The organism is Croceivirga sp. JEA036 (genome assembly GCF_011882165.1).
GTDB lineage: Bacteria > Bacteroidota > Bacteroidia > Flavobacteriales > Flavobacteriaceae > Croceivirga.
The window spans coordinates 818,861-845,826 of sequence record NZ_JAATON010000001.1 but is presented as its reverse complement, the minus strand read 5'-3'; the positions used below and the strand labels follow the sequence as shown (position 1 = coordinate 845,826).

Sequence of the window (26,966 nt, the reverse complement as noted above, 5' to 3'; positions counted from 1 at the left end):
AACTATTTTGGTAAAGGTTTAAAATTCAATTTTAATGTAGCCATTCTCAATTCTGCCATAAATTCTGGTCCTGGGTCCGTTTTAGTGGTTCTATACCCATCATTTACCTCTAGCCACAGCGGATGGTCTTCAAACAAAGTATATTCGTGATGACCAATTAAATAATCTATAGCATATTTATTCTTTAAATACTTTATTAATTTGATGTTTGCTTTAAGCTGAGCTTGGGTTAAAGGAGTATTTTCGGTACCACCAACATTTTCTATACCAATTGCACAATGGTTTAAACCGATAACATGCCGTGCCATATGGTTTTCTGGCATTAACCGATACACAGTACCATCTTGATCCACTAAAAAGTGACTAGAAACATTAAGACCGCTGATAGTAGTTAAATCTGGCCTCCAAGAAGGTAGAGTTGGTCTTTTAAAAGCATCAAAAGAATCCTCTAAAGAAGCAATGGCGGTCCAGTGTACCACAATCATACGTGGGATAATTGTAATCGTCTCTTGTTTTAATTCATATCTACCTTTTAAATATTCTTTAGTTAGCTCAATCCGTTGCTCATCAAAAACAATGGGTTTCTCTTGGATAAATTTATTTGAACTACAAGACGTAATTATACCAAGTATAAGTAAAAGATTAAATATCTTCATAAGCCTAAATGTACAGCATTCTTAAAGAAACTCAAATTGAAAAGTTACGCTTTACACTTAGTTTAATAAGGTTTAAAATAATTTTTACTACTAGTAGCTTTATCTTTAAGAACTAAAACATAATTCGTATGAAATGGTTTAAACGTGTATTACTCCTATTGCTTATTATAATAGCTATTGTGGTGTATGTAAACTACCCCAAATTAAATATTATCTCTGGATACACCTCTAAATATACCGCTTCTAGTGTATTAATTGCACATAGAAATGCAGCAGATGTAATTGCTAAAGATTTACAAGCACCTTTAGTAGAATTGGCAGACACAGAATATAGCGTTCAACAAAAAACAGCTGTAAGTAAAGTTTTTGGATTGTTGCCAAGAAAGGCGGTTGCACGTAAAGGTTTAGGCGCGGTTTTAATTACGGAAGATTATGATGAAGAAAAACCATATCTATCTCCCAATAGAATTCAAAAGTTCGATTCACTCCCCTATCCCTACGGACATTTACCAGCTAAAGATTCTGTATTTAATACTGTAGATTATGACGCGCTGCAAAGAGCCGTAGCTTTGCCTTTTGCCAATCCAGATGTCCAAAAAACCCGGACGCTTTTAATACTTTACAAGGGACATTTACTTCATGAAAAATATGTTGGTGATATTACAGTGAATACTCCAGTTTTAGGTTGGAGTATGACTAAAAGTATATTAGCTACACTTTACGGCGTCTTAGAGCATCAAGGGAAGTTAGAGATGGATTGGCCTGCACCTATTACAGAATGGCAAGAAGATGAACGAAAAAACATCACCTTAAATCATTTGTTGCGTATGCAAAGTGGTTTGGAATGGGAAGAAAATTACAGCAAAATATCTGATGTAACTAAAATGTTGTTTTTAGATACAGACATGACCTTGGCACAGAAAGAAAAAAAGGCAATTGCAAAACCTAAAGAAATATGGAATTACAGTTCTGGAACTACCAATTTGCTTTCAGGAATACTGCGCCAACAATTTAGAACCCATCAAGAGTATTTAGACTTTCCGTATAGTGCACTATTAGATAAAATTGGAGCCCATAGTTTTTTATTAGAGGCAGATTTGGCAGGGAACTACGTAGCTTCTTCTTATGGTTGGGCAACCACCAGAGATTGGGCCAGAGTTGGGCAATTGTATTTAGATAAAGGCCAATGGAACGGACAACAGCTCTTTTCTCCGGAATGGGTAGACTATGTAAGCTCCCCAACAGAAAATAGCGACGGTCTATATGGGGGTCAATTTTGGTTAAACGCAGGAGGAGACATGCCAGATGTACCAAAAGACACCTATTATATGGATGGCTTTGAAGGTCAATTTGTATACATTATACCCTCTAAAGACTTAGTAGTAGTAAGGACAGGCCTATCATCACCACCTAATTTTGACGCCAATACCTTTATAGGAGCGTTAGTTAAGGCCATAAACTAGTAATAAATAACAGGTTTAATAGTTATTACCACAGTATAACATCCCTACACAACAATAGTTTCTTTTGTAGGGAGACTACTCCTACTTTTACATCGTAATAAACAAGGAAGTAAATTTTTTCATTTTCATATAGTGTTCTCGTAAAAGGGCTTTGTCTACAGACAAGGCTCTTTTTTATTTTACCCAATCCAATTTTTTATTGTTTACCTAATAAGGTCTAATCTTTAGATAAAGATTAGACTAAAAAATGTGCTATGCATACGGTAAAATATAGAGAACGTTTACTTTAAAAATACCGCAATACTTTAATTCATACATATATCAAGCAATTGACAACAGGTTTTAAACAGTTGACAACAATAGTTATGCAAAGGACAAGTAGCGCTGTACATTTACATCGTAATAAAAAGAAAAACAAAAATTTTCATTTTCATATAGTGTTCTCGTAAAAGGGCCTTCGTCGACAAACAAGGTCCTTTTTTTATGTTCAGTTTTTACTTCACCACAAGATTTGGTCAGTACACAACAATAATTGTGCAAACAGGAACTACAGCACTATTTTTACATCGTATTGAATTAGCAAAAACAAAATTTTCATTTTCATATAGTGTTCTCGTAAAAGGGCCTTAGTCATTTGACAAGGCTCTTTTCAATTTTAACCTACCTCAATAGCATTATGTGACCTTTACACTACTTCCGTGTCTTATATAGTGTTTAATGATAACACTATAACTAATGAAAAAGATTTTATGTTTACTGGCCTTGGGATTGATGGGTTTTATGAGTGTTACTGCTCAAACCACTACTACACCTGCTGTTTCGGAAGATGAAACAGAACACCTATCTGAAAAGATAATAAAGGAGCGTGAAAAAGCTATTAAATCTGAACAAAAGGCAGCTAAAAAAGCGGAAAAAGCTCTAAAAAAACATCAGACAGCAGAGAAAAAGCTTTTAAAAGCTCAAAAAAAAGTACGTTCTAATGAAAGGCGTATTGCCAAACTAAGGAACAAGCTTAGAATGGCAGAAGAATTGGAACCTGTAAAAAAAGAAAAGCTAGAATACCAATTAGCTAAGGCCGAAAAGGAATTAGAAGGCAATCAGAAAAAGTTAAATAAAACCCGTTCCAAACTTTATTAAGGAACGGGTTTCCTTTTTTTATAGGATTAAGGAATCCATTTATTTTCACCAAAGTTAGGCTTTCGTTTTTCTAAGAAAGCATTTCTACCTTCTTTGGCTTCATCTGTCATATAAGCCAAACGTGTAGCTTCTCCTGCAAATACTTGCTGGCCAACCATGCCATCATCCGTTAAGTTCATGGCAAACTTTAACATTTTTATAGATGTAGGCGATTTAGCCAATACTTCTTGTGCCCATTGGTAAGCCGTTGCTTCTAATTCATCATGGGGTATTACTGCATTTACCATTCCCATTTCGTAGGCCTCTTGCGCCGAGTAATTTCTACCTAAAAAGAAAATTTCACGCGCTTTCTTTTGGCCCACCATTTTTGCCAAATAAGCAGAGCCATATCCGCCATCAAAGCTAGTTACATCTGCATCTGTCTGCTTAAAAATAGCATGTTCCTTACTTGCTAAAGTCATATCGCACACAACGTGCAGACTGTGGCCACCGCCTACGGCCCAACCAGGTACAACAGCTATAACCACTTTAGGCATAAAGCGTATTAAGCGCTGTACCTCTAGTATGTTTAACCTGTGGTAACCATCTTCACCAACATAGCCTTTAAGTCCCCTAGCCTTTTGGTCGCCACCGCTACAGAAAGCATATTTACCGTCTTTGGTAGATGGTCCTTCGCCAGAGAGTAAAACTACGCCAATGGAAGTATCTTCTTGCGCATCATAAAATGCCTTATACAATTCCGCCGTGGTTTTTGGTCTAAATGCGTTACGTACATTAGGTCTATTAAAGGCAATACGTGCTACACCATCGCACTTTTTATAAGTAATGTCTTCAAATTCTATGGCCGTTTGCCAATTGGGTGTATTATCCATTGTTATAAATTAATTTTTATAAAAGGTTTAAAAAGTAGGAATGCCAATACCGCAGCAGCAATAGAGATAAAATTCCCTACTATAAAATAATCATTATTTACTTTGGCCTCTTTATCACTATCCAAACGGGTCCCTAATTTAATAGCACCAAAAAGAATCAAGGCAGAACCTTGAAAACCAGTTAGCAATAAAAAAGTTAAAAATACACGCTCTAAAAAGCCTTTGAGCCAAGAGGTACTTTTTTGCCCTATACTTTTTCTACTGTTCTTAGGGTCTAACCATTTAGATACCGCATAGAAAATAATGAGCAAAAAGACTTCTATAATTACATAGTATAAGATGTGAAATTTAAGTTCGCTCATTTGCTATGATATTTAAAATCAATTTTTTTACGGTTTCGTAGGCCTCAATTTGTAAAGAATTGTACTTTTTCCAAGCTCCAGAACGTGTTTTGTACAATCCTATTTCTTGTAATTTTTTATAATCCTTATGGGTTAAAAATGCGGAAATAATTTTAGATTCACTGCCTTTCCACCCTGTTTTTATACTCTGGTACAAATATAAGCTCAGTTGTAGTTGTAGGTCTGTATACGATTGCAATTGCACATAATAATGAGGCTCCATGTCTTTGAGCGATTCTAAACCTTCTCTGGCCTGCGTTAAACCACTACCATACATCTCATGGGCTATTTTAGGGTTTATAGGTGTTTCTATTTCACCATAGACCAGTGCATAGCGTAATTTAAAAGGATAGCCCAATGCCAACAATTGTTCGTCTAAATAAAATAGAAGGACAAATAATGTATTTTTATTAGCCACCACTCCTTGAAACTCGTCTCCTAGCGTTATGGTCAAGGGCGATAAAATAGCATCCGAAAAAGTAGAATTGGCCTGTTTTATGAGCGATTTAAACGCCTCCATAAAACCTTTATCTTTAGTAATGGAGCGGCTATCGATAACATCTGCCATAATTATGTAATACTGCTCTGCCATTTTTTCCTATTATTGGAAATAATAATTAATATTTCTAAAATCAGGAAACAATATACAAAATTTCCCTAGTATGGAAATAAAAAAATAGCAAAAAGCCAGTATCTTTAACCCCGTGAAAACTGAAATTCATATTAAACCTATCCATTACACCAAAACATGGCCAATAAGGCATAGCGTAATGTGGCCCAACCAGTCCATAGAATTTATAAAACTAGAAAAAGATGCAGAAGGTTCGCATTTGGGGTTATTTGTAGGAGAACACTTAACCAGCATTATTTCTTTGTTCCAAACCCAAGAGGGGCTGCAATTTAGAAAGTTCGCCACACTAACCGAAGCCCAAGGAAAAGGATACGGCACCCAATTGTTAACCGAAGTATTTAAGAGGTACTCTAATGGTTCCGTTTCTCGTATTTGGTGCAATGCACGTGTTGAAAAGGCTAAGTACTACGAGCGTTTTTGTCTGCAAAGAACCAATAAAACCTATAGAAAGGGTGGTATAGCGTTTGTGGTGATGGAGAAATTGTTTTGTTCATAAACCAAGCTCTTAAAACTGCATAAATTATACTAAACAGCATGGGTAAAAGCACGTAAAAATACCAATTCAGTTAATCCAAGATATTTAAATCTAGTAATTTGCGAAGCTATGGCAGAAAAAGAAGAACTGGATAAAAAAATTGAGGAGGTGCATGAAAATGCGAACCAAGAGCAGGTAAAAACCGAAGAAGCTATCTTGGTAGACCAACTTTGCGAAGGGCTGGAAACCTATAAAAATAAAAAGACCAATGTTTTTATCAGTGCCTTAATCGCCGGATTAGAAATCGGGTTTAGTTTTTTACTCCTAGCCATTTTACACCATTTATTAAAAGCTAAGGTCTCAAAAGACCTTCTGTTTCCTCTTTTGGCGTTTGCCTATCCTGTAGGATTTATAATTGTAGTTCTTGGGAAATCTATATTATTTACCGAACAAACTTCGTTGCTAACCCTTCCTGTTTTACACAAAAGACGTTCCGTAAAAGAACTATTACAATTATGGGGCATTGTTATTCTAGGTAATTTATTAGGTGGGTATATTTTTGCCTTTCTGGGTGGCCATATAGGGCTATCTTTAGAGATTATAACCATAGAAAGCATAGAAGAAATTGCACATCACGTTTCTAAATCGGGACCGCTATTGACCTTAGGTAGTGCTATTTTTGCGGGGTGGCTTATGGCCGTATTATCTTGGCTTTTAAGTTCTTCTAGAGATACTATTAGCAGAATTGTTATTATCTATTTAATAACCTTTACAGTAGGTTTTGCTGGTTTTCACCATAGTATTGTGGGAAATATTGAGGTCTTTGCAGGACTTATTTTTACGCACAAGGTTTCTATAAGCGATTACCTGGGTTTTCAAGGTCTAGCCCTACTGGGTAATGCCATAGGTGGTGTAGTGTTTGTAGCGGGTTTACGTTACCGTGCTTTTGCCTCTAATTTTTAGATGCATTCAAAGAACAATTATATAAACTAGGATTTAAACTGTGTCTCCAGTAAAGAAAGTAGAAAATTCTAACGGTTTCCTTTATTTTTTTCCGTAATCCACTTTCCCATATATTTTGTTGCATTCAAGCTATTGGAATGCAAAAGATTACCTATTATATTTTTAGCACGATGCGAGACGATATTCTCTTGAATATTATGGTAGGTGTTTAAAAATTTCTGTGATTGTTTAGCTTTATCAAAATGATTTTTTAAAAACTGGAATCCTTTTTCTTGCGCTTCTTGCCAGAGCTTTTCATCTTGATAAAAGCGTATCACTTCATCAACAAATTCTTGGGTTGTATTTCCAATACTTCCAGGCCAATTTTTAGGGTCCCCCATTCCTTCTACGCCAATTTTGGTTGTGATACTCGGCGCACCACATTCCATAGCTAGACTTAATTTACCCTTAATTCCTGCTCCAAACCGCAAAGGTGCTACCACTAAACGTGCCTGTTGTACTTTGTCTTTTAAATCTTTTACCCAACCATGTACTAAAAAACCTTCTTTTGGATTATGCCATTCTTGCACTCGTTGCGGTAAATAGGCTCCGTACACGTGTAATTTTGTGTTCTTAGGCAATTTTTGGCGTAACAAAGGCCAAATTTCCTCTTTTAAGTAGGTGATGCTATCTACGTTGGGTCCATGTTTGCCATTACCAAAAGTCACTACATCCTTGCGTGTTTCAAACGTAGGTGTTACTTGTGTTTGTGGACGTATTAAAAAGGGTAACTGTAGAAGATAGTCTGGTTGTATGCCTATTTCTTGCTGTAAAAGCTGCATTTCGTAATCTGAGACAAGTAGGGTTAAATCGCAGCGGTAGATACTACCAATTTCTCGTTGCGTTTTTGGATGGGTGTACCAATCTTGTAATTTAAATGGATGCTTCTTTTTATGTGCTATTTGCCGTGCTTCACGCAACGAATGTAAATCTTCCGTATTTAAAATCCGTAAGGCATTTGGGCACTGTTCCCGTACACGCCAACCAAATTGTTCTTCCAACATAAATCGGTCAAAAACAACTACATCAGGATTTAACCGCTGTAAATAACTATCAAATGTATCACTATTTAATGTAATTGCTTGGCAATGCACACCAAGTGCTTCTAAGTTGGTGGAGTATTCGGTTTTGACAGCGGAGGTGGCAAAATGTACTTCAAAATTGTGGCTTAAAAACAACTCCAATAGTTGTAGCATACGCTCGCCAGCCGCTGTGGTATTGGGTTCTGGCCAAACATATCCTACAATCAATATTTTTTCCATTACATACGTTGCGCAAATTTCTTAGAAATACTAGAACGTAATTTACGTTCATAGTCTTCTTCTAACCACTCTTTATAATTCTTGGTATTGTTCATGATGCAGTATGAATATTGACGTACGCGATAAGCAATTTCATCTTTCAACTCCTTAGCCAAAATTCGAGCATCAAAAACATCTTCGCTATTTTCCACACAAATTTCTGCGTGCTGTTCAATGCTACGTTCTAGCACTAATTTTGATTTTAATCCTTCGGCAAAAACCTTTTTATATTCCGCCTTAATATCAAATTTAATGTTCTCAGAATTCTTGAATTTCTCGCGCAGCTCGTCTGGCATTTGATATACAAAGTCGCGCTCAATATCTTCATCATTCTTAATATTCTCCAAGTAAAAGTCTGGAAAATGAAAAATTTCTTGCCAATCTACTGGTTCATCCCAAGGACCAAAACGAGCAATATTATTCCCCAAATCAATTACGTTAAACGTATCCTTATTTTTTAATTTACGAGACCCTCTACCAATCATCTGAAAATAAAGCGTAAGGGAGCGTGTGGCTCGGTTTAAGATGATAGACTCTACGGAAGGCTCATCAAAACCGGTGGTTAAGATACTTACAGAGGTTAAGATTGCATCAGGGGTAGTGTGGAACCAGTCTAATATTTCTTTTCGCTCAGCGCTAGTATTTCTGTTGTCTAAATGGCGAACGTTGTACCCTGCCTTTTTAAAAGTCTCATATACGTAGTAAGATGTGTTGATTCCGTTATTAAAAATAAGTGTTTTGGTTCCTTTAGCTATTTCTTCATAAGCCGCTAAAAGCTTACCTAACATGGAGTGGTTACCGTAAAACTCTTCTGAAGATTTAACGGTATAATCTCCATTCATTCCCAATTTTAAAGTTCTAAGGCTTACATCATAATTGTACAGCTTGGCTTTAGCTAAAAAACCATCTTGTATTAATGACTTTATAGACTTCCCTACAATTAGTTTCTTGTAGTTGTCCTTCATCGGTAATTTAATATTAGAACTTAACGGCGTTGCCGTTACACCGAGAATGTTAGCTTTTTCAAAAAACTTAAATAGTTTTCTAAAACTATTATAATGAGCCTCATCTATAATGACTAAACCTACGTTTTCTAACGTTATTTTTTCTTCTTGTAAGCGATTATTCAAGGTTTCTACCATGGCTACAAAACAGTTGTAGTTTTCTTGGTCGTCTAATTCCTTTACTTCGCTATTAATAACTTTATTAGTCACCCCAAAACCTTTAAGCATTTTAGAGGTTTGTCCGCTCAATTCTATTCTATGGGTAAGCACTACCACTTTTTTGCCAGTCTGTTCTATATACCTACGGGCAATTTCTGAGAACACCACCGTTTTACCACCTCCTGTTGGTAATTGGTAAAGCATGTTGCTCCCTTCTGGCATTTCTTCTAGCTCCTTAAAAATTTTTTTAAGGTCTGCTAGCTGATAATCATATAAACTTTTTTTAGCAACTTTCTTCTGTACTTCCAAAATTGTCTTGGTTTAGGCCGTTTTTTAAAAAACCCTACAAAATTAGGAGATTTTAAGGCCTTAAAAAAGAAATTATCTTGCTTTAACCTAAAAAAATATAACTGTTCTAGTATGTATGTGAAAGCGAGTTGCTTATAACTTTTAGAAAACATTATCAAAACCTATTTGGAAATTAGCGAGTTATGCATTATAATGAGAGCTTATACACTTAAAACAGAACAAAGAGAATGAGGCAATTAAAAATCATTAAGCAGGTAACTAACCGTGAGTCCAAATCCTTAGATAAATACCTACAAGACATTAGCAAGATTGATTTGATAACTGCCCAAGAAGAAGTAGATTTAGCCCAACGTATTAGAGCCGGTGACCAAGTGGCACTAGAAAAGTTGACCAATGCTAATTTACGTTTTGTGGTCTCTGTAGCTAAACAATATCAAAACCAAGGCCTTAAACTTCCAGATTTGATAAATGAGGGTAATGTAGGACTAGTTAAAGCAGCAAAGCGTTTTGATGAAACTCGTGGCTTTAAATTCATCTCTTATGCTGTTTGGTGGATTAGGCAATCCATTTTACAAGCTCTTGCAGAACAGTCTAGAGTGGTTCGCTTGCCTTTAAACAAGATAGGTAGCATTAATAAAATTAAAAAGACGTTCTCTTATTTAGAACAAGCCCATGAGCGTCCGCCTTCTCCAGAAGAAATTGCGAAGGAACTAGATATGACGGTTTCAGAAGTTAAACAGTCTCTTAAGAATACAGGCAGACATGTTTCTATGGATGCTCCTTTAAAAGAAGGAGAAACATCTAATTTATATGATGTTATGAATTCTGGCGAGTCTCCTAAACCGGACAAAACTTTAATGCACGAAAGTTTAAATACTGAAATTAACCGCGCATTAGATACCCTAAGTCCCAGAGAGGCAGATGTTGTTCGTTTGTATTATGGTATTGGGGAAAACCCTAGTATGACTTTGGAAGAAATTGGTTCTACGTTTGACTTAACCCGTGAACGTGTAAGACAGATTAGAGAAAAGGCCATTAGAAAATTGCGACACAGCTCTAAGAGTAAAATCTTAAAAACCTATTTAGGTTAAAATAAAAAAAGGGAATCTAACTACTAGATTCCCTTTTTTTATCACACTATATAAAAATTAAGAACAATTCAATGACTTGATTTCAAAGTGATTTAAAATATCGTTTAAATTCTGAATGAAGTTTGTGTAAGCGCTGTTTTCTTGATTATTTTTCTCCATGGTTTTGTGTTTTTTGATGATGACTATAAATAGTCCAATTCAACTAATTCGTTTAAACTCAAAATTTCATTCAACTCTTGCAAGAATGCTAAGTACTCTTCTCCGTAGGTATCGTATAACATAATGGTAAAGGATTAAGTTTAATAAATTTGGGTGCTTTGATTATGATGCTAACTTATTCTAAAGCTGGGTATACAACAATATTTTGTGGTGAAGTAAATTATTCTTGTTGTGAAACTTTAGTTAAAGGAATATTAAACTGAATAAGAACTATAGATTTTTATTCCTCAGTTTTAATTAAACAACATAGAAATGACACTCTGCATGAGTAAGATTAAAACTTATGATAGATTTTAGTACTATTACCTATTTAAAACAAGGCGATAGTTTGCAACGGCAGGCTTATTTAGAGTTAACCCAATTAAAATTATTTGAGGTTTTAGCTCCCTATAAACCAGTTTTGGCTGGTACTATACCTATAGGCATTGCTGTATCGGGAAGCGATTTAGACGTGTGTTGTGAATGCTATGATGCCCAAGCATTACTTAAAACAATGAAAGAACGATATGGGGGCTCAATAGGATTTAAAACAAAACACTACCTGCAAGACGGTGTTCCTACAACTATAATTCAATTTTTTGGGAATCATTTTTTAATAGAAGTATTTGCACAACCCCTACCTAGTCAATTACAAAACGGGTACAGGCATATGATAATAGAGCACCAATTGTTAGTAACTAAGGGCGATGATTTTAGGAAAAAAGTGATTGAGTTAAAACAGAAAGGAGTAAAAACAGAACCCGCATTTGCACAGATATTAGGCCTAGAAGGCAATCCCTACCAAGCATTACTCCACTACCCTATTTAAAGCGTATTTGATAACGAAATCCTGCGTTAACGCTCCAGAAAAAACTTCCAGAATCAAAAGCCAATTCTTGTCTACGTACACCAGCATATATTGTATACAAATTAGAGCCCTTTTTATTGCTAAATTGATATTCTAGGTCTAAACGCTGACTTTCTAAATAGAGTAACGTTTCTGACAGAAGTCTGTCATTAGCAATAAACTGATTTAATTGCGAATCGAACCCATAGGTTAAGCGTGCTCCCAAGAAATTATCACCATCCCTAAAATAACACCTTCCTAAAAGTGTACCAGAAACGCCGATACCTCCATTATATTTAAGCGCTACATAGGGCCTAGCAGAAAGGTAATTATTACCCTTATATATCCCAAAAGAGCCTGTACCTATAAACGCAGTGCCACCATTAGCAAATTGTATATAACGGCCTCCTAAAGAAGCTTCTTTCCCTTTAGAAAATTCCCTATAAAGTTCTACTCCTGCAGTTTGCTTGGGATAAATGGCAGCCTTAGAATAAAAGTAGCCGGCATATCCATGCCATTTTGTGGATATGATTGGATAATATTCTAAGCCATACTGGGCACCAACGGTATCTAAACGTTGACTAAAATGCACTTGGGGTATCACAACACCTATTTTAGAGCGGTGTTGGTAATTTACTTCTCCTCTGTAAATTGGGTCGTATATTTGATCAAAGGTTTCAGCACCTGTAAAAACTGCAATGGTATGCTTACGCTCATCTAGCCTTTTTTCCTTTTTTAGTTGCTCTTTAATTTCTGGTGTTGTAGTTAGTGTGGTAATTAAATCTTGTCTTATGTCTTCTAATTCAGCATCTTCTCCCAAATAATGTATTGCTTTTTGGGTAAGTCCTAATGCTGTTTGAAAATTCTCTGCGTAGCGCTCATTGCGTATAGCTGCCATCCAGGCTTCTCTATGGTTGCGTTCCTTAGAGGTTATCTTGTTAAGCTGGCCTCTAGCTTTGGTATAATCGCCATCCCAGCTATCTAATTTAGCCAACAACACAGCAGCATCTATATAATTTGGATAAACCCGTAATAAGTTAAACAAGCTATCTCTTGCGGCTTCTTTTTCGTCGTTAAACGCCAAATCTCTGGCTATATTAAAATATTGGTCTGCATCTTTTATTTGTTGTCCAAACATCCCTAAACACAGACAAAACAAAATGGAAGTGCAAAGAAATTTTAACTTCTGTCTCATGCGCTTGTAGCTTTAGGAGTTTCTGAATTTTGGGTAAGGCTTTTTAATTGGTTAATACAACGCATTACCTTATCCATTAACTCTGGACTTTCAATTTTATTCTCTTCTAGCTTGTCTGCAATTACTTTTGCTCTATCATGATTACCAGACCAGAAATAGGTATCCAATAAAGCGGCGTAACCATCTTGGTATTGTGGATGAAGGTCAATTACTTGCTCTAACAGCTCAATACTTTCACTAAATCGCTCGTTCCAGCTATATATCCTTGCCTTTAATATTATGGCATCTACATGGTTTGGAACTTTATGTAATATATAATTACACATTAATAATGCTCCTTTTCTATTGCCATTGTGAGCTAGTTCTTTAGCACTTTCATAGGCTTTATCATAATTGACCCCTTGAAATATGCTATTGACATATAACATGTCTTCTTTGCTAAAAACATTTTTATCTGCAGGGTAAATAGTTATAGTTTCTGGCAATAACTTGTCTTTTTGAGTTACATACTTATTTACCGCGAGGTAGTGTTTAAAATGCTGCTTTATCTCTAAGGCGTTGGAGTTATCTTTTACTAAGGAAAGATGTTTTTTAAGATGATAAACATCCCCATTGGCGTAGACTTTCCCATTTTTTATGTATTCTACCGTGGTACTTTGAAAACGATGAAGACCTATTTCTTTATTTGAAGAAAGTAAATCGCTTCCCATCCAGGCCGTTTGTTCAGGTAGATTGACATGTTTTTGATGTTCTAAAAATCCAAGTAGTGTGGGTGTAACATCATTATGGCTAGCCAATGCATCAAACTCCATAGCTTTCTTTACTAATGGTCCTGTTATAAATAGCGGCACATGATATTTTTCTAGAACATTTTCACTTGGTATGTAAGCATTAGATGTTCCTGTGACAATATAAATGGTATTTTGATGTCCCTCTGTAGTTGCCATCAAACTAAAAAAGTCTTTTAACTTTTGGTCCACATAAGACATTGCTGCAAAATAATCAGAATTACTGTTGATAAAACGTTTTTCTTTTTTATCAAACTGACCTTTGGATTTTAAAACACGAATCTTTTTTAAATAGTTTTCTTGTTCTGGAATGATAAAAGGCCTACCACTACTTAAATTTAAAATAACTTCTAATTTAGAAGTGTTGGGCGTTTGGTAGGTACTTGCCCACTTTCTATACAATTCCCCATCAGGATATCCCTTACTTACGCCTGCACCATCTTCTAGTTGTAATTTGTAGTTGGGTCCAAATCTGCTCTTATCTAAAACCACATCTACTTTTTCTTGCTTAAGGTAATTTTGTAGTCCATTGGTAGTGGTATTACCTCCGTAATAGAAATAGGTGCGGTAGTTTTGCTTTTTTAAAATACTGAATAACGTATTTCTATTAACGTTATATGGGTCCCGACCCAAACCATTAGTGCCATTGGGCAATGAACCTGTAAGTTGTGCTATACTAGCAGCAGGCTCTGTGGTAGTACTCAAAAAATTAGTCCAATAAAGAGATTTTTCTCTTAATTTATTCAAATAAGGCGTAAACCCTCCAAAGCTTGCGTTTTTGTGTGTAAATTCCGTGCTTAAACCTTCTATAACAACTAGCACCACGTTGGGGGCTTTAGCGGTTTCTTTTAAATACGGATTTAAGGAGTTAATACGCTTTGTGGATTGTAGTAAGGGATACTCCGCTTGACCCTCATACGTATTAAAATCTAAAAGTTCGTTTAATTTATTAGCGAAGAGGTATTGCGTTTTATTTTCATTAAAAACATTTTTATCTAAAAATATAGAGCCAACAAATAAGATAAAAAGAATAAATGTAAACGGATACAAGTAACCTATTAAAGGATTTAAGGCGTTAGCTACCCTATAGCTTAGAACGTAACTTGCTATTAAAATAATAAGCAAAACAAAAAACCGTAAGAGATTGCCAACAGATAAAGTAAGACTAAAACCTTGATCTAAGGCCATATAATTTAACAGGCTATGAGTTTTTAGAAAGTAAATAACCAGTACAGTTTCTAAAAAGACTAAAAGACTAAATACAATGGTAGCGATTTTAAACCCCAGCCCTGGCCGCATACTTTCAAAAAAGCGGTAGATAAATAGTAGTACAAAAGATACTAAGGCAGCAAAACCAAAATGATTCAAAACTAAGGTGTACAGAGCGTTATTAAAGACCGTGTCTAACACCCCTGTACGGTATAAAAATACTTGTTGGTATATGGAAAGAATTACTAAGGTAAAAGCGTACCCTATAAATAAGCGGGTAAAGTGCTTAAGCGTGCGAATCTTTTTTATTTTGGCCTTAACATCCATTACACAGCAGGTTTACTAAATCCTTTACGAGTCATTGCCCCCCAACCAGATTGTATATTAAAAAGCTTTTTGTAATTACCTTTAATGGCAGACCATACTACGATAGGATGAAAAGCAATGGGCTCAATAATAGCGCAAAACATTAACGTGAGTATGTCTTTTGGCTTGTTGTATTGATTGTATGAGTATACTTCCCAAAGAATAGCATAAAAAGAAAACATGATGCTATACGTATAAATAGCCATGGTAATGGCAATAAAGAACTTAACATTTAAAATGCCCAAAAAATAGAATATGATAACAGAAAAGAAACCTAAAAATTCAAGTATTGGAGAAAGCCACTCATAAAAAAACCAATATGGATAACTTAACATACCCAATAACCCATATTTAGGATTAAAAAACATGTCTTTATGTTTTTTTAACGTTTCTAGATTTCCTCTTGACCATCGGTCTCTTTGCTTAACCAATACTTCTAAACTTTCTGGAACTTCTGTCCAACACAAAGGGTCTGGAATATACTCAATGGTATAAGGCACTTTATTATCATGCATATAGCGCCTCATCCTAAATACTATTTCCATGTCTTCCCCTACCGTATTAGTATCATATCCGCCAGCGGCTAAAGCTACTTCTCTATCAAAAAAACCAAACGCCCCAGAAATAATTAAAAGACTATCTATACGCCCCCAAGCCATACGACCAATAAGAAAGGAACGTGTATATTCTAACAATTGAAACTTAGCCAACCAGTTGGTGGGCAAATTAATTTGCTCTAATGTACCACCAGAAATTTGACAAGAGTTCGCAATTCTAATGACACCACCAACAGCAATAACCTTCTTTTTACTACGCTGAGAGAAAGACTTTACTACATGTAATAATGCATCTGGCAATAATAAACAATCCACATCTATACACCCAACATAGCGGTTTTCTGACAAGGACATACCCGTGTTAAGTGCGTCTGATTTTCCTCCGTTTTCTTTGTCTATAACCGTAAGTTTAGCGAACGATTTTTGTATGGATTTGTACACCCCACGTATGGGTTTACTTTTCCAATTAGGGTCTATTTGTTTTTCTATCTTTTCTAAATGAAAAGCATCTATAAGTTTTTGTAATGTATCATCCTTACTGCCATCGTTAACCACCATGACCTCATAGTTTACATACTTTAAAGAAAGTAAGGAACGTACATTTTCCACAATGGTCATCCCCTCATTATACGCGGGAGCAATTATGGTAATAGAAGGTGCCAAGGGAGATGCCATGACCTTGGAGAGGTCATTAAAACTATTTTTTTTCTTGTAGTGTAAGGAGTTTTTAGCGGATAAATAGCCCATGATAGTAAACATGCTAAACAGTACTAAGGAGAACGTGAGGAATATCATGTTCATGTACTGTAGCAATATTTCTAAAAGGCTACTGTTCATGGCTAACTAACTAATTTACTTTCACTACTGGAGTTGCTAAAAAACTCAGGGTCTAACTCAAAATCGAAAAGGATGTCTTCGGAATCTTCTTCTGTGGATTCTTTCTCTTTATTTTCGTTCCAAAAAAGCAGTTCTAACGGCATGCGTTCCTTTGACTCTGTAGTAGTATTCCCAGAAGCATCAGACGGCAACTCTTCCAAATCACCATTATCTTTTACAATGGTCATAGAAATTCCATTTTCAATATCTTCTTCTACCTCGTCTTTTTGTAAAAGACGGTCAATAGAAAGGAGTGCTTGTGCCTTTATTTGAGGGTTGGTATGATTACTAAGACTTTTTAAGAATGCTATATCTTTATCTGTCCCAATTTTACCTGCTTGGTCTAACAAAATTAATTTAGCTTCAATATCAGAAGCATACTCAAAGAGTGGATAGAAAATACTAGCTTTAACTTGTACTTCTTTTGGTACTGGGTTAGTATCTTTACGGCCATTTAGATGATTTTCTAGAGGTTGCTGTTGCTGTAAAATTCTGAATGCCTTGTAACGTAATTCAGAAATATCTTCATGCTCGGCAATAAATTCTAAGAACTTATTGTCTTTCGCTAAATTTTCCAACTCATACGCTTCTATTACGGCATCTTTTTGAAGTATGGAAAAATCTAAATAGGCATTTATTTTTTGCTCTGTTGTATAGGTATTAAATACCTCTAAAGTAATTTCCTCTGGTTTGTTGGCTATGTTATTTTGATAAAAAGTACCTACGGTAGCAGTTTCTTCAATAACATCAAACACCTCTATTTCTGAGAACTCTATTTCTCTTTGCATCACATCTAACACCTCTTCATAAACTACTTCTATTTCTAATAAATCCGAATTTTCTATAGGTTGATGTACTGCTATTTCTGGTTGCTCTTCTACAACAATGGTTTTTGACTCCTCTTCTTGCTCTATTTCTAATAAATCTTTGGTAGGTAAAACGGTTCCAGGAGAGATTGCATTCATGGCTGCTTGAGCTTTACTTTGTACTAGAAAGTTTTTTTCTTGAACTACAACATCATGCAAAAAGAATAAATCGTCTTCTTTTCCCATTAACCCAATGGCATTAAGGATATTTATTTTTGTAGGGTTATTACTTTTCCAGAAAACTCGTTTCATAACTGGCACAGCATTAGTGAAATTAAAATCTACCAAGCACTGTATGGCAGCCGTTTTAACATCGTTATTCTTATGCCTTACCAATTGTGTAATAGCCTCCTCTGCACCAATTTGGTTGTAATGTTTTATAAGACGTAAGGCGAAGAGAACGACATCTTTATTAGAAGAAATTAACCAAGATTTAAATTGTGGAGGTGTGTAATCTTCTTTATTACTAAGCGTCTCCATCAATTTGAGTTGCTGCCATTCACTTAAAGAAAATCGAGTGGTATCTAAAAGATAGTTGATGCCGTCATTTCTTAGGCTTACCGTAGCCATTTCTGCTTGTTTACGGATAACACTTCTTCTATCGTTAATAAATTTTCTTATTAGCTGATACGAATCTTTCACTTCCATTTTAGAAAGTTGCACTATGCCTTTAGCTATAGTTTCCCAACGCCAACTGTTTAACTTTTTATAGGCATCTTGATGTAAATCAAGCTCTTTAAACAACTGAAACAAACGGTCTTTAGTGTCTCCTGCTACGTCTTTTTGCAAATCAAAAAGCACAGCAGAAATTACCTCTCTAAATTGCTTGTCTTTTAAATAGTCTCTTATTTCAATTTTTAACTGCACATATTCTTTTTGCGCCTCTTTTGGGTCGTCTGCGGCATGAAATAAAAAATTACTGATGATAGGTGCAAGCTCAGCTCGCTTGGCATTAATTTTCTTGGTATTAGAGGTCATCTTACTTCTGTAGTAGAAGATGAACAAGAAGTATAAGGCTCCTATAGTAGTAAATAGGACGGTAAGGTCCCATAGTAGGCTTGTATGTATTTGGGGGATTTCGATAAGGCAATAGGATTTAAATGTTATCTCTTTACATTACGCAGTTTTATTTCTTATTAATTCTCTTTTTACGCGTACCAATAACTCTGATGGGCTTACGGGTTTAGAGATAAAGTCGTTCGCCCCCATCTCAAAAGCACTAACCACATTTTCATCATTAGATGCCGCAGAAATTAAAATAATGGGCACAGTACTATTTAGGCTATTTCTTAAAAAGTCTGTGAGCTCTATTCCAGAGAAATAGGGCATCATTATATCAGAAACAATTAAATCTGGTATTTCAGATTCTAATTTCTCTTTAACCATTTTGCCATCAGCACAAAGGGTAACATGATACCCTTCTCTTTCTAGTCTAAATTTTAGCAAGGATGCCAGCATAATATCATCCTCTGCCAGTAATAATTTTTTAGTATCCATTTATTCCTCTTCGTTCTTCAATCTGTTTAACTCCCTGTCTATTACCGGTTCTGTTTTTTGATACTCTGTAATAAATTCTTGGTGTAATTGCCTTAATACCGATAGGTCTTTTTGGTTAGCAAGCTGGTCTTCCATGGCTTTAACAACGGCTAATAAATCCTTTGCATCTACCATTTTTAATGACGATTTTATTTTGTGAGCCACAAATTTTAGGCCCTCAAAATTAGACTCCGTCATATGTACCTTCATTTTACCAATAAATTCTACCACATTGTTTTTGAGCATAAAAATCAGGTCTTCCATGATCTCGGTTTTGCCCATACACTCATGTAGTAACGCATTAAGGTCAACTTTAGAATAGTCAAGGGTATCTTTTTCTTCTTTTTGCGTCAAGTTTTTGTGATTTGGGGTATTCTGTATAATATGGGTTTTGATTTTTTCTAATAATATTTCTGATTTACAAGGTTTTAAGATAAAATCTGCTATGCCGTATTCTTTTATTTCTTCGTTATAGGATTTTAAAATATCTGCAGAAAGTAAAAGGATTGGTATATTTTTAAAAGATGGATTTTCCTTTAATTTTTGTGCAATTGTAAGGCCAGATTCACCGGGCAACCTATTATCCATCAAAATGATGTCTACCTTGTTTTGTTTAAGTTGCGCAAAACATTCTGTACTATTTTGTGCAAAGAATGAATTACATTTCCACTTGTTTAAACGAGTTTCCATTAATTTTTGTGACAGAAAATCGTCTTCAACAACAAGTATATTGGTGCCTGCTATGCCCATCGGATTTTTTGTTTCTTCCTTATCAACAATTGTATCTTCTTGCTCCATTACCTTCTCAAAGGGCATAATTATCTCAAACGTAGTACCCTTGCCCAAAACGCTAGAAACGGCAATACAGCCGTTCATGGCACTCACTAATTCTTTAACAATACTTAATCCAAGTCCACAACCTTGATATCCGTTATGGTTGTATGTGGTAGCTTGGCGATAGCTTTCAAAAATGTATTCTATTTGATCACTGGCAATGCCAATACCGGTATCCTTAACTAAAAACTCTACATACACTCTTTTTGACCGAGTTTCTTTTAAATTCACGACCAAATCTATACTACCACGTTCTACAAATTTGATAGCATTACCCAATAAATTCAATAGTACTTGCGATAGTTTAGCGGGGTCTCCTATTACCTTTTCAGGAATATTTTCATCATATATTAGATTAAAAGACACCTTGTCATTTTGAGCAATTAAGGTTTTCCCTAGGAAAGAAAGCTCGCTTACCAAATTTTTTGGATTAAAACTTACTTGCTCTATGCGTTCATTACCAGAAGCTATTTTAGAATATTCTAATAGCTCGTTAATTAGGTTTAATAAGCTATTAGATGCTACATCCATTGCCCTAACCAAATCTAACTGACGTGTATCTAGTCCGGTTTCTTTTAACAAATCCAAGAACCCAATTATGCTATTTAAGGGCGTTCTAATTTCATGGCTAACATTAGCTACTACTCTTAAATCTTTTTTGTGCTCCGCAGGCTCTTGTAAAGCTACATGTTGGGTTTCTACCACAATTTCTTCACCAAAAACCTTGGTTTCAAAACCATTTTTAAATGATGCAAAAGATGCTTTTAAAGCTTTTGCTTCATCGGAATTTAACTCCTCGTAAGAAAACTGGTCTAAACCATTCTCAATTTTTGCGATGTAGTTTAATAATTCCTTGGTTTTCAATTGGTTAAAATTTAAAACTGAAAGGCATAATTCTTAAATGCGCTAACAATCTGGTTTTTATAAGATTAAAACTGCTTATTTCATGTGCTAAAACCAACTAATTGTTACCTAGTATTGGTTTTTTGTTGTCAAAATGCGTTTCTTGTAGGTAATAACACCAAATACATATGAGACCAATACTTTCCATAATCCTTTTAGGATTTGTGTTTTCTTGCAAGGAAGCACCTAAAAAAGATACCGCAGAAACCGTACAAGACATTGAGGCTATAGCCCGTAAAATCCATGAAGAGGTAATTACCCTAGACACCCATGCAGACATCAATGTAAAAAACTTTACCGATACGCTTAACTATACTCAAAAACTAGATACGCAGGTAGATTTACCTAAAATGACTGCGGGTGGTTTAGATGTAGCATGGTTTATTGTTTATACAGGGCAAGATACACTTACCGTAGAGGGTTACGCAAAGGCAAAGGAAAACGCAATGAGTAAATTTAAAGCAATACATCAACTGTGTGAAGAATTTGCACCAAGTAAAATTGGTTTAGCAACAAACTCAGAAGAAGTTAGAACTTTAATAGCTGAAGGCAAAAAGGTTGCGATGATTGGGGTAGAAAATGCCTACCCTATTGGCGAGGATTTAAGCGAATTTGAAACCTATTACAATCTTGGCGCAAGGTACATTTCGTTATCACACAACGGGCATAGTCAATTCTGTGATAGTAATACCGGAGAAGAAGATAATGTTTGGTTGTATAATGGTTTAAGTGACTTAGGTAAAGAAGCTGTAAAAGAGATGAATAGACTTGGTATAATGATAGATGTTTCTCATCCTTCCAAGGAGTCTATGAAACAAATGATAGCCTTATCCAAAGCCCCAATAATAGCTTCTCATTCCTCCGCAAGGGCACTGTGTAACCATAGTAGAAATTTAGATGATGAGCAGTTAGAACTAATGAAACAGAATGGCGGGGTAGTACAAACCGTGGCATTTAGCTCCTATCTAAATACAGAAAAACACGAGGCGCTAGCGGAATATATGAAAGGAATATACTCAGAAGTCGCAGATAGTTTAGGGTTAAAATGGTATGATCGTTCACAATTTAAAAACTTGACGGATACAGAACGTACTACTTTCTTTTCAAATTACAGAAATATAATGGCATTAGGAAAGGAGAAAGCGGCAAAACGTACAGATGTTCCCCCTGCTGTGAATGTATCTGATTTTGTAGACCACATAGACTATTTAGTGAAAAAAATGGGAATAGACCATGTTGGTATAAGTTCTGATTTTGATGGCGGTGGTGGCATTGAAGGGTGGTCAGACGCTTCTGAAACTTTTAATGTCACCTTAGAATTAGTAAAAAGAGGTTATACCAAAAAGCAAATTGCCCAGTTGTGGGGTGAAAATCTATTACGAGTTTTGGATGAAGTACAAGCAATTGCCAAAGAAATGAAGCAGAATTCTTAATTCTGCTTCTTCTCCATTTCTTGTTCTTTTTTAGCCAAACGATCAGTAACATACTCCACCTTTGTTTTACCATGAGGAGCAGGTTTACCAGCTTCGTTCAAGTTGACCAAAATAACATTATCTACAGTAACAATGGTTTCATGAGTCATTTTGTTCCTAACCTCGCAGTTTAAGGTAAGGCTAGAATGACCAAACTTCTTTACTTCAATACCAATTTCTACAATGTCACCTTGCGTGGCCGTACTCATGAAATTGATTTCTGACATGTATTTGGTTACTACTCTTTTGTTTTCTAACTGAATAATACCATAGATAACCGCTTGCTCATCTAACCAAGTAAGTACCTTACCTGCGAATAATGTGCCGTTTGCGTTTAAATCTTCTGGTTTTACCCATTTTCTAGTATGAAAGCGCATGTGGGATAATTTTAGGTTGCAAAATTATATAAGAAATATGGATGTCCCAAAGCCCTTGGATATTGGTTTCTAATTTTTAGGAATATGCCAAATAGATAAATTAGACATTAACTAGCTGCCAAATATAAGGTTGTAATAATTGGGTATTCTTAAAAAGAAAGTCTAATAGACAGCTGGGTGTAATTAAATAGTTATGTTCCCTTTAAACTACTGTAATTGTTTATAGTTTGGTTGAAAACTATGTTATTTCATGGTCATTATACCAATCGTTACTCGTAATTTTAAAGAAACGATTTTTATTATGGAGGACAGGTCTATTTTTCTCTTAAAGGCTAGGCCAGAGATAAAAGCAGCCCATATTCATGAGAATATGAGTAATGACGAGCGGTTCCAAAACAAAACGCTACGTCCAGTTATTAAACTTCAAAATCTATTGCTAATAGCAGTTTTTAAAAATTACATTAAAAAACACAAGAATACGTTTTACGAGCTTTCCGTACCAAAACGGTTAGATTATATCGAAAAAGTGGTACAAAAGGACATTAAATTCAGAAACTCTTTAAAAGGTATTATTATTGGTCAATTTACCTTAGAAGAGTATGAAGATTATATTCAAAACTCATCTGCTTTAAATAAGCGAATGATGAATATGGTCATAGCGCGGTTACAAGACCAAGTACAACTTTTTGATACTGCGATTGCAGTGTAATTAAAGTAAACTTTCACCATTCAAATTTGTGGTAAGAATATCGCTCATTAAATTAAAGAATGGACGAATAGCTAAGTAAGACTCGTCTATAGTTTTAGTAAATGAAGAAGATAGCACCTCTTTATCTGTGAAAGAACGGGTAAAGAGGTATTGTTTTTTGCGGATAAATTCTATAGCTGGGTGTTCTTTGTCAAAACCTTTTGGAGCGGTTTTTAATTCTTCACCTTCTAAGTTTCCCCAAATATTTTTAAATGCAGTAGTATTAAGTATTTCCCTTAATTCAGAAGCATCTTGCTCCCATTCTTTCCGTATCCGAAGTAAATCTTCTTTCTCTGGACCAAAAAATCCAGCTGCAATAAAAGATTCTCCAGGTTTAATCCGTAAATAGTAACCACCACGTAATGCAGCCCCTGCACGGGTAAAGGACCCTGCAAAATGAGCTTTATAAGGTGTTTTGTCTTTAGAAAAGCGTACGTCTCTGTAAATGCGAAATAGTTTTAATTTTTCTATTTGGTCATGTTTATTTAAATTATCTAATACCGATTGGTAGAATTCTTTTATAACAATCTCATGTTCTTTAAAGGTGGCTTTATTTTCTGCAAACCACTCTCTATTGTTATTCTTTGCTAAATCCTTTAAAAAGTTCAGGGTCTCTTTTGTAATTTTCGACATAGAATTTCGATTAAACCAATGGTTTTAATGCTAAAGTTAACCAAATTATAGTGGGGTGCTTACGCATTATTATATAATTTAGGTGTTTCTTAGCAACCACTAAGTATATGGACAAGCAAACAATTATAACCCAATTAAAAAAGCATAAAAAACATACTCATCTGGATTTTAGGCTTAAAAGTGCGACGGAGGAATTTACCAACACCCTTTTTTTAACGTTATTTGACGCAAATACGCCTTTAGATAAGAATTTAGAGCAATTAGAAAATCAGTTTGAAGTTTTGGTTGATTTAGCTTGTTGGGAGGCAGACAAACCATGTAGCAAAATTTGGGACCGGTACGTAGCGAAACTACCTTTTATTTTAGAAATGTTAAATAAAGATGCAGAAGCCACATTAAATTGTGACCCTGCCTCACTTTCTATAGAAGAAGTATATATGGCATATCCTGGTTTTTACGCCATTGCAATTTATAGGCTTTCTCACGAATTATATGCAGAGGGTTTTCCTTTGGTTCCACGTTTAATGACGGAGTACGCCCATAGACAAACAGGCGTAGATATTAATCCAGGCGCTCAAATAGGAGAATCTTTCCACATAGACCATGGTACAGGTGTTGTAATTGGTGAGACTGCGGTGATAAAAAACAATGTAAAGATTTACCAAGGGGTTACCTTAGGAGGCTTGTATGTTGCTAAGAATTTACAAAAGATAAAAAGACATCCTACTATAGAAAATAACGTAACCATTTACGCAAATGCCACTATTTTAGGTGGTGAAACCGTGGTTGGAGAAAATACTATTATTGGCGGTAATGCCTGGGTTACGCAATCTGTACCAGCTAATTCCACAGTTTTCCACACTCCAGAAATTAAAATAAAAACAACAAATTCTCATGTCTAATTCTTTATTAGCGCTTATTGGAAATACGCCTTTAGTACTTTCTAGTGCGATAAATACCAATCCTAACGTAAAGCTTTACTTTAAGTTAGAAGGGCAAAACCCTGGTGGGAGCGTAAAGGATAGACCAGCATACAATATGATAAAAAGCGGTTTAGACCGTGGTGACTTTGACAAGGATACAAAGCTTATAGAAGCAACCAGTGGCAATACGGGCATAGGCTTGGCTATGGTAGCGGGTTTATTTGGATTAACTATTGAACTTGTAATGCCCGAAAATTCTACCATTGAACGTGTAAAAACTATGGAGGCTTACGGAGCAAAAGTAACCTTAACTCCAGCAGAAATAGGTATTGAGGGCGCTAGAGATTATGTTTTGGAAAAAGTTGCCAATGATGGTTTTAAAATGTTAGACCAATTTGGCAATGAAGACAATTGGAAAGCCCATTACAAAACTACCGGGCCAGAAATATGGAGAGACACGGAAGGAGCTGTCACCCACTTTATTTCTAGTATGGGTACAACTGGTACCATTACAGGCACTTCTACCTATTTAAAAGAACAAAACCCAAATATTAGAATAGTTGGAGTGCAACCAAAAGAAGGAGCGCGCATTCCAGGAATCCGAAAATGGTCACCAGAATATGTACCAAGTATTTATAACAGTGATAAAGTAGATGACATTTTATATGTATCCGAAGAAGAGGCCATTGCAATGACTAAAAGGTTGGCTCATGAAGAAGGTATTTTTGCTGGTATGAGTAGTGGGGGTGCTGCTGTTGTTGCTGCTCAAATAGCGGCTAATTTAGAAAGTGGGACTATTGTATCTATAGTTTGTGACCGTGGTGACCGGTATTTATCTTCTGATATTTACAAATAAAAAAGAGGGCTATTAATAAGCCCTCTTTCTATATGGTTTGCTGAATAAATTATTATTTACTCATGTTTTTATTCGTTTCTTTTTCTACTACAAATTCTACTTTTTCACCTTTATTATCGGTATAAACGTAAGTAGTATTTGTTTGCATATCCTCTTTCATTTTCAAATCCTGATTTTCTAAAATTTTCAAGTTTTCACCGTCTTCCACGGCTACCATCAATTCCTCACCACTACTTACTAGCGCAAAATCAGTTTTTTCTTCGGTCTTGTAGCTGAATTTAATGACTTCATCAATATCGTTATCAGCATCCCTGTCAATTTTAATGGTCTTCACCACAGTTACTGGAGTAAAGATGCGGTCTCCATTTACCATTCCCTCATCTTTTGGGTCTGTCTTAACTTCACCGTCCACCATTGTATTAATGGTTACTGAATTTTTTATCTTTTCTCCATTTTCATAAAACGTTAGAGTTTTAGAGGTGGTCTCATTTTTCACCTCTTCTTGTCCCTTTTCACTTTTCATCTCCTGTGCTCCTACTACGGTTAGTCCAAATATCATGGTTGTAGCAGTTAATGTCTTCAATAATTTCATTTTCTTTTCTTTTTGTATTCAACAATTTTTTTAGTGATGCGATTTCTTACGCTGTCACTGCTTGTCTTTGTCTATCGGCGGTGGTCTTTAACCAAGCATCTAACATCCAGCTACTCTTTTCTAATTCTCTAATGTACGCACCTATTAAATCTATAGTACCTTCATCTTCAATTTGCTCTGCTTCGTTCACTACACGGTACATTTGCTTAATTAAAATGCCATGAGTTTCTAATAAGGCAGATACCATATGTTGGTCATCTACAATTTCCTTAGTTTCACTTACATTAGAATTTTCCAAATAACTAGATAGATTGCTCATTGGGTGGTATCTCAAGGTTAAAATACGTTCTGCAATTTCATCAATCTTAATACGAGCATCGTTATATAAGTCCTCAAATTTTTCGTGTAAATCAAAGAAATTTCTTCCTACAATATTCCAGTGAAAATTTCTTAGTTTTTGATAGTACAATTGATAGTCTGCCAATAGCGTATTCAATTCTTGTACTACTGGTAACACTTTTTCTTCATTTAAATTCAAATAATTCATAACATAGTTTTTTAGGTTCAACAATAAATTACTTACTTAACATCTATATACTAATGTGTTTTTCAGTAAATCAACACTTATAAGATATGTGCAACCTAAAATTTGTCAAGCTATTTAACGGGCTTTAACCCAATAAGGAAAG

The 26,966-nt window shown here is 35.3% G+C and carries 26 protein-coding genes; 10 read left to right on the top strand and 16 right to left on the bottom strand.

Features of this window, described 5'->3' with window-relative positions:
- Nucleotides 1-2: 2 nt before the first annotated feature.
- Entirely contained in the window at nucleotides 3-656 is a 654-nt protein-coding gene (locus HCO57_RS03385) for an N-acetylmuramoyl-L-alanine amidase (protein WP_167987837.1), read from the bottom strand.
- A 128-nt stretch (nucleotides 657-784) separates the two neighbouring features.
- Here HCO57_RS03385 and HCO57_RS03380 point away from each other — a divergent pair, with 128 nt between their 5' ends.
- Together HCO57_RS03380 and HCO57_RS03375 are read left to right on the top strand one after the other, a co-directional pair.
- A complete protein-coding gene (locus HCO57_RS03380) occupies nucleotides 785-2,119 on the top strand; it encodes a serine hydrolase domain-containing protein (protein WP_167987836.1) in 1,335 nt (444 codons plus the stop codon).
- 735 nt (nucleotides 2,120-2,854) lie between these two features.
- Complete coding sequence (locus tag HCO57_RS03375) at nucleotides 2,855-3,256, top strand: hypothetical protein (protein ID WP_167987835.1); 402 nt, start codon at nucleotides 2,855-2,857, stop codon at nucleotides 3,254-3,256.
- A gap of 26 nt (nucleotides 3,257-3,282) precedes the next feature.
- Here the strand turns inward: HCO57_RS03375 and HCO57_RS03370 are convergent, their stop codons facing one another.
- From HCO57_RS03370 to HCO57_RS03360, 3 genes are read right to left on the bottom strand one after another with little or no spacing between them, the layout of a single operon-like run.
- Nucleotides 3,283-4,128, bottom strand: a complete 846-nt coding sequence (locus HCO57_RS03370; protein WP_167987834.1) for a 1,4-dihydroxy-2-naphthoyl-CoA synthase — start codon at nucleotides 4,126-4,128, stop codon at nucleotides 3,283-3,285.
- 2 nt (nucleotides 4,129-4,130) lie between these two features.
- Nucleotides 4,131-4,490 carry a hypothetical protein gene (locus tag HCO57_RS03365; protein WP_010518855.1) on the bottom strand — a complete coding sequence of 120 codons (360 nt, stop codon included), beginning with the start codon at nucleotides 4,488-4,490 and terminating at the stop codon, nucleotides 4,131-4,133.
- Nucleotides 4,477-5,121: a SatD family protein gene (locus tag HCO57_RS03360; protein WP_167987833.1), complete on the bottom strand. Its 645-nt coding sequence runs from the start codon at nucleotides 5,119-5,121 to the stop codon at nucleotides 4,477-4,479. Before HCO57_RS03360 ends, HCO57_RS03365 begins: the two co-directional genes overlap by 14 nt.
- Nucleotides 5,122-5,233: 112 nt before the next feature.
- On the opposite strand from HCO57_RS03360, the gene HCO57_RS03355 reads away from it, so the two are divergent.
- Nucleotides 5,234-5,656: a GNAT family N-acetyltransferase gene (locus tag HCO57_RS03355; protein WP_317171104.1), complete on the top strand. Its 423-nt coding sequence runs from the start codon at nucleotides 5,234-5,236 to the stop codon at nucleotides 5,654-5,656.
- A gap of 108 nt (nucleotides 5,657-5,764) precedes the next feature.
- Entirely contained in the window at nucleotides 5,765-6,598 is an 834-nt protein-coding gene (locus tag HCO57_RS03350) for a formate/nitrite transporter family protein (RefSeq protein WP_167987832.1), read from the top strand.
- A 68-nt stretch (nucleotides 6,599-6,666) separates the two neighbouring features.
- Here the strand turns inward: HCO57_RS03350 and HCO57_RS03345 are convergent, their stop codons facing one another.
- Together HCO57_RS03345 and HCO57_RS03340 are read right to left on the bottom strand one after the other, a co-directional pair.
- Nucleotides 6,667-7,899 carry a glycosyltransferase gene (locus HCO57_RS03345; RefSeq protein ID WP_167987831.1) on the bottom strand — a complete coding sequence of 411 codons (1,233 nt, stop codon included), beginning with the start codon at nucleotides 7,897-7,899 and terminating at the stop codon, nucleotides 6,667-6,669.
- The gene (locus tag HCO57_RS03340; protein ID WP_136949914.1) at nucleotides 7,899-9,410 is read right to left on the bottom strand and encodes a DEAD/DEAH box helicase; all 1,512 of its coding nucleotides are present in this window, start codon (nucleotides 9,408-9,410) and stop codon (nucleotides 7,899-7,901) included. Before HCO57_RS03340 ends, HCO57_RS03345 begins: the two co-directional genes overlap by 1 nt.
- 227 nt (nucleotides 9,411-9,637) lie before the next feature.
- Between HCO57_RS03340 and HCO57_RS03335 the strand changes: the two genes are divergently transcribed.
- Both HCO57_RS03335 and HCO57_RS03330 read left to right on the top strand, forming a co-directional pair.
- Nucleotides 9,638-10,501, top strand: a complete 864-nt coding sequence (locus HCO57_RS03335) for an RNA polymerase sigma factor RpoD/SigA (RefSeq protein ID WP_136949915.1) — start codon at nucleotides 9,638-9,640, stop codon at nucleotides 10,499-10,501.
- A gap of 502 nt (nucleotides 10,502-11,003) precedes the next feature.
- Complete coding sequence (locus HCO57_RS03330; protein WP_167987830.1) at nucleotides 11,004-11,528, top strand: DUF4269 domain-containing protein; 525 nt, start codon at nucleotides 11,004-11,006, stop codon at nucleotides 11,526-11,528.
- Here HCO57_RS03330 and HCO57_RS03325 read toward each other — a convergent pair.
- The 6 genes from HCO57_RS03325 to HCO57_RS03300 all read right to left on the bottom strand — a co-directional run bounded on the left by HCO57_RS03325 (nucleotide 11,521) and on the right by HCO57_RS03300 (nucleotide 20,637).
- Nucleotides 11,521-12,741: a YaiO family outer membrane beta-barrel protein gene (locus HCO57_RS03325; protein WP_167987829.1), complete on the bottom strand. Its 1,221-nt coding sequence runs from the start codon at nucleotides 12,739-12,741 to the stop codon at nucleotides 11,521-11,523. The two genes, HCO57_RS03330 and HCO57_RS03325, sit on opposite strands and share 8 nt — an antisense overlap.
- Nucleotides 12,738-15,065: an alkaline phosphatase family protein gene (locus HCO57_RS03320; RefSeq protein ID WP_167987828.1), complete on the bottom strand. Its 2,328-nt coding sequence runs from the start codon at nucleotides 15,063-15,065 to the stop codon at nucleotides 12,738-12,740. The genes HCO57_RS03325 and HCO57_RS03320 overlap by 4 nt, the downstream gene beginning before the upstream one ends.
- Entirely contained in the window at nucleotides 15,065-16,498 is a 1,434-nt protein-coding gene (locus tag HCO57_RS03315; protein ID WP_136949919.1) for a glycosyltransferase family 2 protein, read from the bottom strand. Before HCO57_RS03315 ends, HCO57_RS03320 begins: the two co-directional genes overlap by 1 nt.
- Nucleotides 16,499-16,500: 2 nt before the next feature.
- Nucleotides 16,501-18,381 (bottom strand): HEAT repeat domain-containing protein, encoded by a 1,881-nt coding sequence (locus HCO57_RS03310; RefSeq protein WP_167987827.1) that lies wholly within the window; start codon nucleotides 18,379-18,381, stop codon nucleotides 16,501-16,503.
- 138 nt (nucleotides 18,382-18,519) lie between these two features.
- Nucleotides 18,520-18,900, bottom strand: a complete 381-nt coding sequence (locus HCO57_RS03305) for a response regulator transcription factor (RefSeq protein ID WP_136949921.1) — start codon at nucleotides 18,898-18,900, stop codon at nucleotides 18,520-18,522.
- A complete protein-coding gene (locus HCO57_RS03300; protein ID WP_167987826.1) occupies nucleotides 18,901-20,637 on the bottom strand; it encodes a sensor histidine kinase in 1,737 nt (578 codons plus the stop codon).
- A 167-nt stretch (nucleotides 20,638-20,804) separates the two neighbouring features.
- Between HCO57_RS03300 and HCO57_RS03295 the strand changes: the two genes are divergently transcribed.
- Nucleotides 20,805-22,109 (top strand): dipeptidase, encoded by a 1,305-nt coding sequence (locus HCO57_RS03295; protein ID WP_167987825.1) that lies wholly within the window; start codon nucleotides 20,805-20,807, stop codon nucleotides 22,107-22,109.
- Here HCO57_RS03295 and HCO57_RS03290 read toward each other — a convergent pair.
- Nucleotides 22,106-22,525, bottom strand: a complete 420-nt coding sequence (locus HCO57_RS03290; RefSeq protein WP_136949924.1) for an acyl-CoA thioesterase — start codon at nucleotides 22,523-22,525, stop codon at nucleotides 22,106-22,108. The two genes, HCO57_RS03295 and HCO57_RS03290, sit on opposite strands and share 4 nt — an antisense overlap.
- Nucleotides 22,526-22,826: 301 nt before the next feature.
- On the opposite strand from HCO57_RS03290, the gene HCO57_RS03285 reads away from it, so the two are divergent.
- On the top strand, nucleotides 22,827-23,234 hold the full coding sequence (locus HCO57_RS03285) for a glyoxalase (protein WP_136950131.1): 408 nt from the start codon (nucleotides 22,827-22,829) through the stop codon (nucleotides 23,232-23,234).
- On the opposite strand, the gene HCO57_RS03280 is transcribed toward HCO57_RS03285, so the two are convergent.
- Nucleotides 23,235-23,906 carry a DUF2461 domain-containing protein gene (locus HCO57_RS03280; protein ID WP_167987824.1) on the bottom strand — a complete coding sequence of 224 codons (672 nt, stop codon included), beginning with the start codon at nucleotides 23,904-23,906 and terminating at the stop codon, nucleotides 23,235-23,237.
- Between the two features lie 107 nt (nucleotides 23,907-24,013).
- On the opposite strand from HCO57_RS03280, the gene epsC reads away from it, so the two are divergent.
- Together epsC and cysM are read left to right on the top strand one after the other, a co-directional pair.
- Complete coding sequence (gene epsC, locus HCO57_RS03275) at nucleotides 24,014-24,808, top strand: serine O-acetyltransferase EpsC (protein ID WP_136949926.1); 795 nt, start codon at nucleotides 24,014-24,016, stop codon at nucleotides 24,806-24,808.
- The gene (cysM, locus tag HCO57_RS03270) at nucleotides 24,801-25,685 is read left to right on the top strand and encodes a cysteine synthase CysM (protein ID WP_167987823.1); all 885 of its coding nucleotides are present in this window, start codon (nucleotides 24,801-24,803) and stop codon (nucleotides 25,683-25,685) included. The genes epsC and cysM overlap by 8 nt, the downstream gene beginning before the upstream one ends.
- Nucleotides 25,686-25,737: 52 nt before the next feature.
- Here the strand turns inward: cysM and HCO57_RS03265 are convergent, their stop codons facing one another.
- Nucleotides 25,738-26,277, bottom strand: a complete 540-nt coding sequence (locus HCO57_RS03265) for a hypothetical protein (RefSeq protein ID WP_167987822.1) — start codon at nucleotides 26,275-26,277, stop codon at nucleotides 25,738-25,740.
- 46 nt (nucleotides 26,278-26,323) lie between these two features.
- Entirely contained in the window at nucleotides 26,324-26,824 is a 501-nt protein-coding gene (locus tag HCO57_RS03260) for a Dps family protein (protein WP_167987821.1), read from the bottom strand.
- Nucleotides 26,825-26,966 lie beyond the last annotated feature (142 nt).